Source organism: Flagellimonas marinaquae (genome assembly GCF_003992675.1).
Lineage (GTDB): Bacteria > Bacteroidota > Bacteroidia > Flavobacteriales > Flavobacteriaceae > Flagellimonas > Flagellimonas marinaquae.
This window is the reverse complement of the sequence record NZ_RZMZ01000016.1, coordinates 166,037-179,186: the sequence shown is the minus strand read 5'-3', so window position 1 is coordinate 179,186 and position 13,150 is coordinate 166,037. Positions and strand designations below refer to the sequence as shown.

The following is a 13,150-nucleotide window of genomic DNA, read 5'->3' as shown; positions in this document are numbered from 1 at the left end:
ACGCTACATGAAAACTATCAAACTGCTATTGGCCTGTTGCATCCTGGCAAGCTGCGGCAACCCGAAACCCGAAACCGAGGAAACCACCCAATCACCGGAGACCACATCAGATCAACGTGAATTCTATCAACTGAAAATCTATTCCTTCAACTCCGAGGAACAAGTGGCCACAGTGGACAACTACCTCCAAAACACGTTCATGCCTGCTGCAAAAAGACAGGGTATTGACAAGATCGGGGTTTTTAAATCACGTCCAACCGAAACCGATACGGTACAGAAAACCTATGTGCTATTACCTTTTGAAGATTTGGAACAGTTCCGCGCATTGGAGGAAAACATCATGAAAGACAGCACTTATATGAGCGCTGGCAGCGCCTATATCGATGCAAATTACGACAACCCACCTTACGATCATATCCAATCCATCCTGATGCGCGCCTTTGCAGATATGCCGCAGATGAAAACACCCAATTTGGAGAGTCCAAGATCGGAGCGGATTTATGAACTACGTAGTTATGAATCTCCTACGGAAAAATATTATTGGAACAAAGTGGATATGTTCAATGCGGGAGGAGAAGTAAAGCTGTTTGACCGACTGGGATTTAACGCTGTATTTTACGGTGAAGTGCTCTCCGGGCCCAAAATGCCCAATTTAATGTACATGACCACCCATGCCGATATGGCCACTAGGGACAAGAACTGGGAAGCTTTTGTGGATTCTCCAGAATGGAAGGAACTGATTGTCATGCCCAAATATGAAAATAATGTGAACCATGCTGATATATGGCTCTTGTACCCCACTGAATATTCCAATTATTAGGTAATTCGAACTTGAAGTATCACATGACGGAACTGATTTATTTTACCAGCAAAACCTGTGGGGTCTGCAAGGTGTTGAAGCCTAAACTCCTTGAGGCCGTACAGGAAAACTTCCCAAAAGTAGACATCCGTTTGGTGGATGTGGAGGAGGAAGCAGCGTTTACCGGACAATCAATGGTCTTTACCCTTCCGGTAGTCATCATCAAGGTAGACGACAAGGAAATGTACCGCTTTGCGCGAAGCTTTTCGGTCTACGAAGTATTGGAAAAACTGAAGCGGTTGCGGACGTTATCCTCTTGAATCAGCTTTTATACCTTGGTCGGACAACTCCTCCCTTGTTTTATGTATTTTTAAGGCACTAGGGAAGTATCCCAATAATTAGTTAGTAACCTCAAACCAATCCAATGAGAAGAATATATATTTTAGGAATTGCATTACTGGCAATGATACAACTGACGGCCCAAGAGGGCACATTATTGTTGCGTGAGCCCACGTTGAGCAATAATTCCGTGGTGTTTGTACACGCCAACGACCTTTGGAAAGCCCCACTTAGCGGTGGCGAAGCCCAACGCCTTACGAGTGGGGTAGGCAACGAATCTGACCCTCGTTTTTCCAAGGACGGGAAATGGATCGCTTTTACGGCAGAGTACGATGGGAACAGCGATGTGTACGTGATACCTTCGGACGGGGGCACACCCAAACGGATTACTTTTCATCCTGCCATGGACGAAGTACAAGGTTGGACCCCCGAAGGTGATATCCTGTTTCGTTCCACCCGAAATGCAAGACCGACCATGACCAGTCAGTTTTTTACCGTTTCACCAAACGGAGGACTGCCCAAAGCCTTGGAAATTCCCAGAGGGGCTTATGGTAATATCGCTGCGGATGGTTCATATATCGCCTACACCCCTATCACTTCGTGGGATCCCGAATGGCGAAACTATCGTGGTGGACAGGCCATGCCCATTTGGATCGTGAATTTGGACACCTATGAATTGATGACCACCCCTCAATTGGACCAGGAACGCCATCTGTACCCCGTGTGGTCGGGCAACAAGGTGTACTACCTATCCGAACGTGATTATACCAGTAATGTATGGAGCTTTGATATCAATACCAAGACCGAGGAACAGATTACGTTTCACAAAAAATTTGATGTAAAAAACTTGGATGTCCTTGACAACCAACTGGTGTATGAACAAGGGGGGCGCTTGCACCTGATGGACCTCGCCACAAAACAAAGTAATCCTTTGACCATAACCGTCAAGGGCGATCTGAACTTTAGCCGAGAGCGATGGGAGAAGGTTTCCGCAAATTCCGTGAGAAACGCAAACATTTCACCTAACGGAAAAAGGGCCATCTTTGAACATCGGGGCGATATTTTCACCTTTCCCAAAGAGGAGGGTAGCTGGAGAAACCTCACCCAATCCTCTGGGGTGGCGGATCGGTATCCCGTGTGGTCGCCCAAAGGCGATAAAATAGCATGGTTTTCCGACCGCAGCGGGGAATATCAATTGGTGGTTTCCGATCAATATGGGAATGACCAGAAATCCTATCCTTTGGAAAACCCGACCTTCTACTTTCAACCGGATTGGTCCCCAAACGGAAAACTGATTGCCTATACGGACACGGATTACAATATGTGGTATGTGAATATTGAATCGGGAAAGGTGGTCAAGGTTGATACAGACCGTTATGCCCACCCGAACAGGACCATGAATCCCGTTTGGTCGCCCGATAGCCGCTGGATTACCTATGAAAAACAACAGGACAGTCATTTTAAAGCCGTTTTTATTTACGACACCCAAACCGGAAAAACGGTTCAGGTAACGGAAGGAACGGCTGATGCTACAAGTCCTATTTGGGATGTGTCCGGCGAATACTTGTACTTTTTGGCCAGTACCGATTACGGCCTAGCTTCAGGTTGGCTGGATATGAGCTCTTATGACCCCAGAGTTACCCGAAGTTTGTACGCTTTGGTATTGAGTGCTTCGGGCAAGGCCCCGAACCTTCCCGAAACGGACGAAGAAAGCTCCAAACCGGAAGAAAACTCGTCGGACAAGGGACCCAAATCAAAAAAGGATGACAAAAAAGAAGAAGAATCGACATCCAAGCCAGTGGTAATCGATTTTACCAACATTCAGGATAGGGTGGTCGCGTTGGAGCTTCCTGCTAGGGACTATCAGTTTTTACAGCCTGGTCCCGAAAAGCAAATTTTTGTGGCTGAAGCAGTTCCCAATACTCCTGGCCTAAAAGTGCATTCTTATGATGTTGCGAAGGAAAAGGCCACTGATTTTGCCGATGGCGTTAACTTTATGCGAACCTCAACGAATGGAACATATGCATTGGTCAAAAATTCAGGCGGTTGGATGATTACCGATACCAAAGCCCCACCCAAACCAGAGGACAAACTCAGCATCGATGCCCAAATAAAAATTGACCCCCAAGCGGAGTACGCACAAATTTTTAAGGAGGGTTGGCGATACATGAGGGATTTTCTCTATGTCGATAATGTACACGGGGCACCTTGGGACAAAGTTTACAGCTGGTACCAACCGTGGATCAAGCACGTAAAACACAGAACCGACCTTAACTATGTGGTCGATATTCTGAGTGGAGAGGTGGCCATTGGTCATTCCTACGTTTCTGGAGGGGATATGCCCGATGTGGACCGAGTACCGGTAGGCCTTTTGGGTGCAGATTTTGAACTGGACAACGGCTACTATCAAATCAAAAAAATATATACCGGAGAACACTGGAATCCAGAGTTGCGCGCTCCTTTGGCCATGCCAGGCTTGGATGTCAAGGAAGGGGATTACCTTGTGGGCATTAACGGCAAAGCACTATCGGCCGACAAGAATATGTATGATTTATTGGCCCAGACTGCAGACCGTACCATCAACATCCAAGTAAACAGCAAACCAAGTATGGACGGTTCGCGAATGCTCACCGTAAAACCCGTTGCCAACGAGTATCAACTACGGTATATGGACTGGGTGGAAGAAAATCGAAGGAAGGTAGACCAAATGTCAGGCGGAAAACTGGCTTATGTGTACATCCCCAACACCAGTGGCAATGGCTTCCGTAGTTTCAACAAGTACTACTTCTCCCAACAGGATAAGAAAGGGGTCATTTTAGATGAGCGTAACAATGGTGGCGGTTCGGCAGCAGATTATATGATCGACATCATGTCCAGGGAACCTTTTGGATATTTCAACAGTAAAGCCAATGAAAATCGTCCTTGGACCAGTCCCATAGCTGGAATATGGGGTCCAAAAGTGATGATTATTAACGAACGTGCGGGGTCTGGAGGGGATTTATTGCCCTATATGTTCAAGGAAAAAGGATTGGGGCCTTTGGTAGGAACCCGAACTTGGGGTGGACTTGTTGGGACTTGGGACACCCCTCCCTTTATTGATGGAGGACGAATGGTAGCTCCCCGAGGCGGCTTTTACAATAATGATGGGGAATGGGATGTGGAAGGAAAAGGCATTTCTCCCGACATCGAGGTGATCCAAGCCCCAAAAGATGTTGTTGCGGGAAAGGATCCCCAATTAGAAAGAGCCGTCCGAGAAGCATTAAAGCTTTTGGAAACCCAAGAATTTATAATGAAACCAGAACCTGATGCCCCTGTGCGATGGAAACGGCCCGCAGGCTATGATGAAGAGGGCAATCAATAATTTTTAAGACACTTCAAACTAAAAAAGGCACCAAACGGTGCCTTTTTCATTCCTTTTCATAGCCTATGGATCAATTGCCGAAACTATTGGCCAATCGTGGCCTTTGACTTTTGCTCCCCATAAACAAATCCGTAAGCGGTTTTAAGTGTCGCTTCCACTGGTAGGGAGCAAAGTCAAACCACAACTTTACTTCTGGAGTTTTGCTATTTTCCACCACAAATCCGTTCTCAATGTGGAAATCCAAACGGTTGAACGTGTTGGCAGATTCCTCTACCCCATCTTCATAAATAAACTGGTTGCCCCAGTCCGCTAAATAAAATCGGAATGCGGTGTATGTACCTTCGGGTAGGGAAAGTACGCTTTTGGAATGAATAAAATTCCCAGAGGCCACTCCCTTCAGATTTACCAGATTTTGCCCGGGAAAATCAACAATAAAACGTTCCTCACCATTTTCGGTTATAGCTGAAAATTTGGTGATATTAAGGTTCATTTCCGAAACTTTGAGGTCGTTTACGACGTCATTTTTCAAAATCAATTCAGCTACTTGGGTACTCCTTTCGTACCAACCCGCCATCACACTTGGAGTGTAATAGGGTGTAGCCCATATAGTTGGATAAACATTTGTTGTCTTCATAGCTTTGTATATCTAAAAGTTATACGGGTACAAAGTTGCGGTGGTTTTATGGTCCCTACGTCCAATAGATTATCCAGTTTCTATGCTGAATTAACCTTAAATCCATTTTTTAAGATTTCTTTAGGGTAAAATGGCATAAAATCATACGCTATATACAATCTCGCACTATCTTTCCTTCGTATGAAAATCAACTATTTCTTTTTGTTGTTGGCCATGGTTGCTGAAATTATCGGGACCATTGGAGGCTTTGGCTCATCGGTATTCTTTGTACCCTTGGGGAATTTTTATTTTGATTTTTATTCCGTTCTGGGCATGACGGCCATTTTTCACCTCTCCAGCAACGTCAGTAAGATTTTTTTGTTCAAAAAGGGATTGGACAAAAAGCTACTCCTTTACATAGGGGTTCCGTCGGTACTTTTCGTTATCATAGGTGGATTTCTTTCCAAAATTGCGGATAGTGCCACGCTAGAAATCGTCTTGGGTGTATTCTTTGTGGTTTTTAGTCTTTTGTTCTTGATCAAAAGCGAAATTGTGATACTTCCCAATAAAAAAAACTCCATTATTGGAGGGACCTTATCTGGGTTTTCGGCAGGACTTCTGGGTACGGGTGGAGCTATTCGAGGACTCACCATGGCAGCCTTCAATTTGGAGAAAAGTGCTTTTATCGCCACCTCGGCATTTATTGATTTTATGATTGATTTTTCACGCACCTTCGTCTACTACGGCAATGGCTACATTGGAAAAGAAGAACTGACCTATTTACCCTTTTTGTTCGCAATCGGCTTGGTGGGCACATATTTGGGCAAAAAAATATTGCATTACATTCCGCAGGAAAAATTTAGGAAAATCAGCTTAATATTGATTCTTCTGATTGGTTTGATAACGATAGCCAAGCTAACTTTTGACTACTGGCCTGTATCTTCTTCGTAGTTTTCCCCAATTTGGTCCAACACTTTTATGAATGTTTCGAACTCCGAAGCATCCACGTTTGTTATCGCCAACTTCCTTAACTCGAGTGCACTGGGCAAGGTAAGGTCTAATATTTCCTGCCCCTTTGGGGTCAATTCCAGTTTAAACCTTTTTTGGTCACCTTTAAATCGAGTCTTGGAAATCCATCCTTTTTTCTCCAGACCACCGATAACGCGTGAGGTCGTGGCGCGGTTCCGAAAGTTTTCGTTCACAATATCGCGCTGGCTGGCATCATCGCCCAATTGATGAATACGATAGAGCACTACCCATTGCTCAATGGTCGTATCCACCCCAAGTTCAGTAAACTTGCGCAGATAGGCCCTTTGAATCTTACGGAGCACCAAATCCAAATGGAACCCCATTCCCTGTATATCATCTATTCGACTGAGCATGGACTTAAAAATAGCTACAAAAATAGGGATTCCGAATTAGTATGCCTTCATGCGATGGCCAGTATGAATTTTAACGCAATTTTCTGTTCGTAAAATCGCTTTCATGTTCCGATTTTGTTATTTTTGTTGTTGATGCAACAAAATAAGACTAAACCATAAAAACATAACGAATCATGCAAACATCAACACTTCCAAAAGAAGCAAATACCTCAGAAGACTTCATGCCTATCAACGGCACCGATTACGTGGAGCTGTATGTGGGGAATTCCAAACAAGCGGCACACTACTACAAAACCGCCTTTGGGTTTCAATCCTACGCACAGGCGGGACTCGAAACAGGACTCAAAGACCGTGAAAGCTACGTGGTGGTACAGGATAAAATCCGATTGGTACTTACTTCACCCTTAAAAAGTGGAACCGAGATAGGAAAGCACATCGACAAGCATGGCGATGGCGTAAAAGTGGTGGCCCTGTGGGTGGATGATGCCACTGTAGCGTACAATAATGCTATGGAACGAGGGGCCACATCCTATATGGAGCCCAGAGTTGAGGAGGACAAAGATGGAAAAGTGGTGCGTTCTGGAATTTACACCTACGGGGAGACCGTACATATTTTTGTGGAACGCAAAGATTATAACGGAACTTTCTTACCTGGCTTTAAAAAATGGGAAACCCCGGATTATAATCCAGAACCAACCGGTCTAAAGTTTGTAGACCATATGGTAGGTAACGTAGGGTGGAACAGGATGAACCATTGGGTAAAGTTTTACGAAGATGTATTGGGATTCAAGAATATCCTTTCGTTTGATGATAATGATATTTCCACCGATTACACTGCTTTGATGAGCAAAGTAATGAGCAATGGAAATGGGCGCATCAAATTTCCTATCAACGAACCTGCCGAAGGAAAGAAAAAATCACAAGTAGAAGAGTATTTGGATTTCTACGAAGACGAAGGGGTACAACATATTGCAGTGGCTACGGACGATATCATTAAAACCGTTCGCGACCTTAGAAGCCGAGGCGTGGAATTCCTACGAGTGCCCGCTACCTATTACGATGCGGTAACCGACCGTGTTGGGGAAATCGATGAGGATATTGCCCCCTTGAAGGAGCTTGGTATCTTGGTAGACCGCGATGATGAAGGCTATTTGCTTCAGATTTTCACCAAACCTGTGGAACCCAGACCGACCATGTTCTTCGAAATTATCCAAAGAAAGGGCGCACAATCCTTCGGAAAAGGTAACTTTAAAGCACTGTTCGAAGCTATAGAACGTGAGCAGGAGCTACGTGGCACATTGCATTAATCAGAAGTGAAGAGAAATGGTTTATGAGCTTTTGAATTTCAGGTTCATAACCCATAACTTTAAAGTCAAAACGGAAAAAAATGCCTATTTATCATAAACTTGGGAAAATTCCGCAAAAGCGGCATACCCAATTCGAAAAACCTAGTGGCGGGCTTTATTACGAACAGCTCTTTGGCACTATCGGTTTTGATGGGATGTCCTCACTTTCCTACCACATCCACAGACCCACACAGGTCAAGGAAATAGGTAAAGCTGTGGACGCAAGCCCAAAAATCGCTGTGGAAAAGAACATTACCAGCCGTAAGTTCATCGGTTTTGATGTAGCACCCAAAGATGACTTTTTGGAATCGCGCGAACCCCTTTTGGTCAACAACGATGTTCACGTTGGCTTGGCAGCACCCAGAAAATCGGTTACCGACTATTTTTATAAAAATGCCGATGCCGATGAAATGCTCTTTATCCACAAAGGGTCGGGAACTTTGAAGACCTTTTTGGGCAACATTCCGTTCGAATATGGGGACTACCTCATCATTCCACGCGGGATGATTTACCAGATAGAGTTTGATACAGAGGATAACCGTATTTTATTTGCCGAATCATTCCATCCTATTTACACCCCAAAACGGTATCGCAACTGGTTTGGACAACTATTGGAGCACTCCCCTTTTTGTGAGCGCGACTACAAATTGCCACAAGACCTTCAAACCTTTGATGAAAAAGGCGAATTTTTGATGAAAATCAAAAAACAGGGTATGTTGCACCAACTCGTTTACGCCACACATCCTTTTGATGTAGTGGGATGGGACGGTTACAACTTCCCTTACGGATTTTCCATCCACAATTTTGAACCGATAACGGGCCGCGTGCACCAACCACCACCTGTGCACCAGACTTTTGAGACCGGTGCGTTTGTAGTTTGTTCGTTCTGCCCAAGGCTGTATGATTATCACCCAAAATCCATACCTGCACCCTATAACCATTCCAATATAGATTCGGATGAGGTGCTGTATTACGTGGATGGGGATTTTATGAGCCGGACAGGCATAGGACCAGGGTACATTTCGTTGCACCCAGCGGGTATTCCCCACGGGCCGCACCCAGGCACCTACGAGGCAAGTATCGGCAAAAAAGGAACAGAGGAACTGGCAGTGATGATAGACACCTTCAAACCCTTACAGATTACAGAAAACGCCCTCAAAATCGATGATGGCAAGTATTATAAATCGTGGTTGGAGTAACATAAATTCATTACGGCCTTCTGTCATTTCGAGCGCAGTCGAGAAAAGAAGGCCTAAGTATTGCTCTCGAATGCGCTCGAGCTGACATATTTACCATCAGATGATTATAGAAATACCCGAAAATTCAGATTTTTCGATTCACAATATTCCTTTTGGGATTTTTTCCACCAAGTATATAAGTCCAAGGGTAGGCGTCGCGGTGGGCGAATATATTTTGGATTTGGCCGCCGTAGCCGAACTGGATGTGTTTGACTTCAACACCGCCTTGTTGGAAAAGGATACCCTCAACGATTTTATTTCACTCGGGAAAGAAATCACTACCCGTGTCCGAAAAAAAATCCAGCATTGGATCAAGGATGATACTTCCGTTTTGGCAGGAAAGCCCGAACTTTTTGTGAAGCAATCCGAAGCCCACATGCATATGCCCGTTGCCGTTGGTGATTATACCGATTTTTATTCCAGCTTGGAGCACGCTACCAATGTAGGTAAAATGTTCCGCGACCCGGAGAATGCACTTTTGCCCAATTGGAAACATATTCCAGTGGGTTATCACGGTAGGGCAAGTTCCATTATCGTGAGCGGACAACCCATTCATCGACCTAAGGGTCAAACAAAGCCCAATGATTCAGAAGGTCCAGTTTTTGGCCCTACGCGACGTTTGGATTTTGAACTGGAAATGGGATTTATTTGCGGAAAGGAGACCCAACTAGGTGAATCGGTATCCACTGCACATGCGGAAGATTACATTTTTGGGCTGGTATTGTTCAACGATTGGTCGGCACGTGATATCCAAAAATGGGAATATGTACCGCTTGGCCCGTTTTTGGCCAAGAATTTTGCTTCTTCCATTTCTCCTTGGGTGGTTACTTTGGAAGCTTTGGAACCCTTCAAATTAGCAGGGCCCAAACAAGAACCCGAAGTTTTGCCCTATCTACAATTTGATGGCGCCAAAAACTACGACATCCACCTAGAAGTGGGCATCAAACCAGAAGACGGTGAAGAAACTACGGTTTGCTCAAGCAATTTCAAATATATGTACTGGAACATGGCCCAACAATTGGCGCATCATACGGTAAATGGTTGTAACATCAATATCGGTGATATGATGGCCTCAGGAACCATCTCCGGTAAAGAGGAAAACAGTTTTGGTTCCATGCTCGAATTGTCTTGGGGAGGAACGAAACCCATCAAACTAAAAGACGGAAGCGAACGTAAATTTATTGAAGATGGCGACACGGTAACGATGCGAGGTTATGCCCAAAATGGCGATATTCGGGTCGGATTTGGCGAAGTCTCCGCTAAAGTGTTGCCTGCTAAATAATTTTAGTGGCTGAGCTTAATCGAAGCTACTGAATGGTGACTGAGCGAAGTCGAAGTCACCTGGATATAAAATGAATTGAGATTTCCGCCTTCGCGGAAATGATAGAAAACCAAAATATGATCAAAACCATAGACCCAACTACCATACCCCAACCGGAACTGTACACCATTTTGTCCACTGCCGTGGCCCCAAGGCCTATTTGCTTTGCCAGTACCGTAGACGCCGAAGGCAACGTAAACCTGAGCCCGTACAGTTTTTTTAATGTCTTTAGTTCCAATCCACCAGTGATGGTATTTTCTCCAACCCGTAGTGGCAGGGACAATTCCTTAAAACATACGCATCAAAATGTGATTGAAGTACCCCAAGTGGTCATCAATGTAGTGAACCACAAAATGGCGGAGCAAATGTCGCTCTCCAGCACGGCGTACGACAAAGGAGTCAACGAATTCGTGAAAGCCGGCTTTACCGAAGTACCTAGCGTGAAGGTAAAACCGCCCCGTGTTGGCGAGGCTCCTGTTTCCTTTGAATGCACCGTTTTGGAAGTAGTGGAAATTGCCCAAACACCCGGGGCAGGAAATTTGATCATCGCCCAAGTGGACATGATCCACATTAACGATGAATACGTAACGAATGATGTGCTGGACACCGAAAAGTTGGATTTGGTGGGCCGTATGGGGGGTAACTGGTATATCCGAGCCATAAAAGAGTCCTTGTTTGAGATTCCAAAGCCCATTCGTAGTCAAGGTATTGGTGTTGATGCATTGCCCAAAGGGATTCGTGAGAGCGATGTGCTCACAGGGAATAATTTAGGCCGATTGGGAAATTTGGAACAATTGCCCACTACCGAAGCAATTAAAACTGTTATTGAGGTTGATGGAGTTCAAAATAAATCCAAAACCGAACTGCACTCCCTAGCCAAACAGCTTTTGGAAAAGGGCGATACTGAAAAGGCCATGGTCTATTTGTTGTTTGCGGAGAGCTTGTAATGTCCATATTTATCAATTTTGGACATTTTTTGTAATTTTGATTTTAAAGACTAAGAGTATTATGAACATCAGTTTTACAAAAAAACAGGAAGAATATATCACCCAACAGGTGGCAACAGGGGAATACCAGAACAATAGCGAAGTGATACGCGATGCCTTGCGCCTGCACAAAATTTACAGGGAAAAAGTGATTGATGACCTTAGAAGGGAAATCGAGAAAGGTTGGAACGGACCGGATAGCCCAAGAACGATGGAAGAAATTATTGCTTCAAAGAGGAAGGGGTGATTGATGGGTATGTATTATCGCAAGAAGCGGATAATGATATTGAAGCTATTTTCGCTTATGGTGAAATCAAATTCGGTTCCACACAAGCCATTGCATATTTGGTTGGATTAAACGAACATTTTGAAGCAATCGCCAACAACCCTGACATTGGGAAGAAAAGAAATGAAATTAAAGAAGGCCTTTACAGTTTTCCTTACAACTCCCATATCATCTTTTATAGAAAAATAAAGGCAAGGGTACGCATTGTGCGGGTATTACATGGAGGAAGGGATTTGAAAAATTTTTTAATCGAAAGTTAAATGCAAAAAGATATTACATCCATTTTTAAGGCCCATTTGGTGCCCAAAGAGGTTTATAAAGGTGGAAAAAACATTCCACCATCACATAAAAAAATTTATAAGTTGTCCTCCAACGAGAATCCTTTGGGAGCATCGCCCAAGGCCTTAGCAGCCATGAAAGCTGCACTCGATAAGGTCGATATCTATCCCGACCAGACCGATATCCGTTTGCGCGAAGCCTTGGTCCAGGATTTTGACGGTCAGTTGAGTGCCGACCAGTTTTTGTGCGGGAATAGCGGGTCGGAGGTCATTGATATTGTCCTCCGCGCCTTTATCAACGAGGGGGACGAAGTGATATTTTCCAATCCCTGCTTCCTGCCCTACTCCGTTTTTTCAAGGTGGTATGGTGCAAACCAAGTGGATATTCCGCTCTTGGCCCCCAATTACGATTTGGACGTAGAAGGTATTTTGAATGCCATCACCGAAAAGACCAAGATTATTTTCCTGACCAGCCCCAACAACCCTACGGGCACCTATATTCCAAAAGCGGTGATGGACGATTTTATGGCGCGTGTTCCCAAAAACATTGTGGTGGTGTTTGATGAAGTCTATCGTCATTTCGCCGATGCAGCCGATTATGTTACGGCATTGCCCTACGTGCTGCAAGGTCATAATGTGATTGGACTGAACAGTTTTTCCAAAACCTATGGTTTGGCAGGACAGCGCATCGGATATGGCTACACCACAGCCACCATTGCCAATTATGTGCGATTGATCCACAAACCTTTTTTGTTGCCGTTGACTTCCATCGAGGCTGCCATTGGAGCCTTGAACGACAAGGAGTTCATTGCCAAAACCGTGAAGACCGTTCTGGAAGGTAGAACTTATATCGCCAAAGCATTTGACCAACTAGGAATAAAGTACTGGCCCAGTCAAGCGAACTTTTTTATCATCGACCCGCCACTTCCCGAAATGGAGTTCACGGATAAAATGATGGAAGAAGGTATCATGGTGCGACCTGTTTCACAGTTTGGCGCTCCAGGCAAGGTGAGGATTACCATAGGCGATGCAGAGGCGAATGCTGCTCTGGTAAAGGCGCTTCAGAAAATCACAACATCCTAAATGTCATTCCTGCGAAGGCAGGAATCTAATTGTCAGTTCGAGTTTTTTCCTTTAGGAAAAAGTATCGAGAACAGGCTTCATTTGAAATTCTGATTCTCGATACCATTTTTTCACTTTG

Annotated in this window: 13 protein-coding genes; 11 read left to right on the top strand and 2 right to left on the bottom strand. The window is 44.6% G+C overall.

The genetic code is table 11. The features are described 5' to 3' along the window. Nucleotides 1-7: 7 nt before the first annotated feature. The 3 genes from EO130_RS14545 to EO130_RS14535 all read left to right on the top strand — a co-directional run bounded on the left by EO130_RS14545 (nucleotide 8) and on the right by EO130_RS14535 (nucleotide 4,499). Nucleotides 8-820 (top strand): NIPSNAP family protein, encoded by an 813-nt coding sequence (locus EO130_RS14545; RefSeq protein ID WP_127142263.1) that lies wholly within the window; start codon nucleotides 8-10, stop codon nucleotides 818-820. A 23-nt stretch (nucleotides 821-843) separates the two neighbouring features. Then, on the top strand, nucleotides 844-1,119 hold the full coding sequence (locus EO130_RS14540; RefSeq protein WP_127142262.1) for a thioredoxin family protein: 276 nt from the start codon (nucleotides 844-846) through the stop codon (nucleotides 1,117-1,119). 104 nt (nucleotides 1,120-1,223) lie between these two features. After that, nucleotides 1,224-4,499 carry a S41 family peptidase gene (locus EO130_RS14535; protein ID WP_127142261.1) on the top strand — a complete coding sequence of 1,092 codons (3,276 nt, stop codon included), beginning with the start codon at nucleotides 1,224-1,226 and terminating at the stop codon, nucleotides 4,497-4,499. A gap of 70 nt (nucleotides 4,500-4,569) precedes the next feature. On the opposite strand, the gene EO130_RS14530 is transcribed toward EO130_RS14535, so the two are convergent. Next, the gene (locus EO130_RS14530; protein WP_127142260.1) at nucleotides 4,570-5,133 is read right to left on the bottom strand and encodes a hypothetical protein; all 564 of its coding nucleotides are present in this window, start codon (nucleotides 5,131-5,133) and stop codon (nucleotides 4,570-4,572) included. Nucleotides 5,134-5,313: 180 nt separating this feature from the next. Between EO130_RS14530 and EO130_RS14525 the strand changes: the two genes are divergently transcribed. Then, nucleotides 5,314-6,063, top strand: coding sequence for a sulfite exporter TauE/SafE family protein (locus tag EO130_RS14525; protein WP_127142259.1), 750 nt, complete (start codon nucleotides 5,314-5,316; stop codon nucleotides 6,061-6,063). On the opposite strand, the gene EO130_RS14520 is transcribed toward EO130_RS14525, so the two are convergent. After that, complete coding sequence (locus EO130_RS14520) at nucleotides 6,039-6,494, bottom strand: MarR family winged helix-turn-helix transcriptional regulator (protein ID WP_127142258.1); 456 nt, start codon at nucleotides 6,492-6,494, stop codon at nucleotides 6,039-6,041. The genes EO130_RS14525 and EO130_RS14520 overlap by 25 nt on opposite strands. A gap of 173 nt (nucleotides 6,495-6,667) precedes the next feature. Here EO130_RS14520 and hppD point away from each other — a divergent pair, with 173 nt between their 5' ends. The 7 genes from hppD (at nucleotide 6,668) to EO130_RS14485 (ending at nucleotide 13,032) form a co-directional block, all read left to right on the top strand. Further along, nucleotides 6,668-7,801: a 4-hydroxyphenylpyruvate dioxygenase gene (gene hppD / locus EO130_RS14515; RefSeq protein ID WP_127142257.1), complete on the top strand. Its 1,134-nt coding sequence runs from the start codon at nucleotides 6,668-6,670 to the stop codon at nucleotides 7,799-7,801. An 80-nt stretch (nucleotides 7,802-7,881) separates the two neighbouring features. Beyond that, nucleotides 7,882-9,039, top strand: a complete 1,158-nt coding sequence (locus tag EO130_RS14510; RefSeq protein WP_127142256.1) for a homogentisate 1,2-dioxygenase — start codon at nucleotides 7,882-7,884, stop codon at nucleotides 9,037-9,039. Between the two features lie 100 nt (nucleotides 9,040-9,139). Further along, complete coding sequence (fahA, locus tag EO130_RS14505; RefSeq protein WP_127142255.1) at nucleotides 9,140-10,360, top strand: fumarylacetoacetase; 1,221 nt, start codon at nucleotides 9,140-9,142, stop codon at nucleotides 10,358-10,360. Nucleotides 10,361-10,476: 116 nt separating this feature from the next. Beyond that, the gene (locus EO130_RS14500) at nucleotides 10,477-11,346 is read left to right on the top strand and encodes a flavin reductase family protein (RefSeq protein ID WP_127142254.1); all 870 of its coding nucleotides are present in this window, start codon (nucleotides 10,477-10,479) and stop codon (nucleotides 11,344-11,346) included. A gap of 61 nt (nucleotides 11,347-11,407) precedes the next feature. Beyond that, the gene (locus EO130_RS14495) at nucleotides 11,408-11,632 is read left to right on the top strand and encodes a type II toxin-antitoxin system ParD family antitoxin (RefSeq protein ID WP_127142253.1); all 225 of its coding nucleotides are present in this window, start codon (nucleotides 11,408-11,410) and stop codon (nucleotides 11,630-11,632) included. Then, on the top strand, nucleotides 11,629-11,931 hold the full coding sequence (locus tag EO130_RS14490) for a type II toxin-antitoxin system RelE/ParE family toxin (RefSeq protein WP_127142252.1): 303 nt from the start codon (nucleotides 11,629-11,631) through the stop codon (nucleotides 11,929-11,931). Before EO130_RS14495 ends, EO130_RS14490 begins: the two co-directional genes overlap by 4 nt. Further along, a complete protein-coding gene (locus tag EO130_RS14485) occupies nucleotides 11,932-13,032 on the top strand; it encodes a pyridoxal phosphate-dependent aminotransferase (protein WP_127142251.1) in 1,101 nt (366 codons plus the stop codon). Nucleotides 13,033-13,150 lie beyond the last annotated feature (118 nt).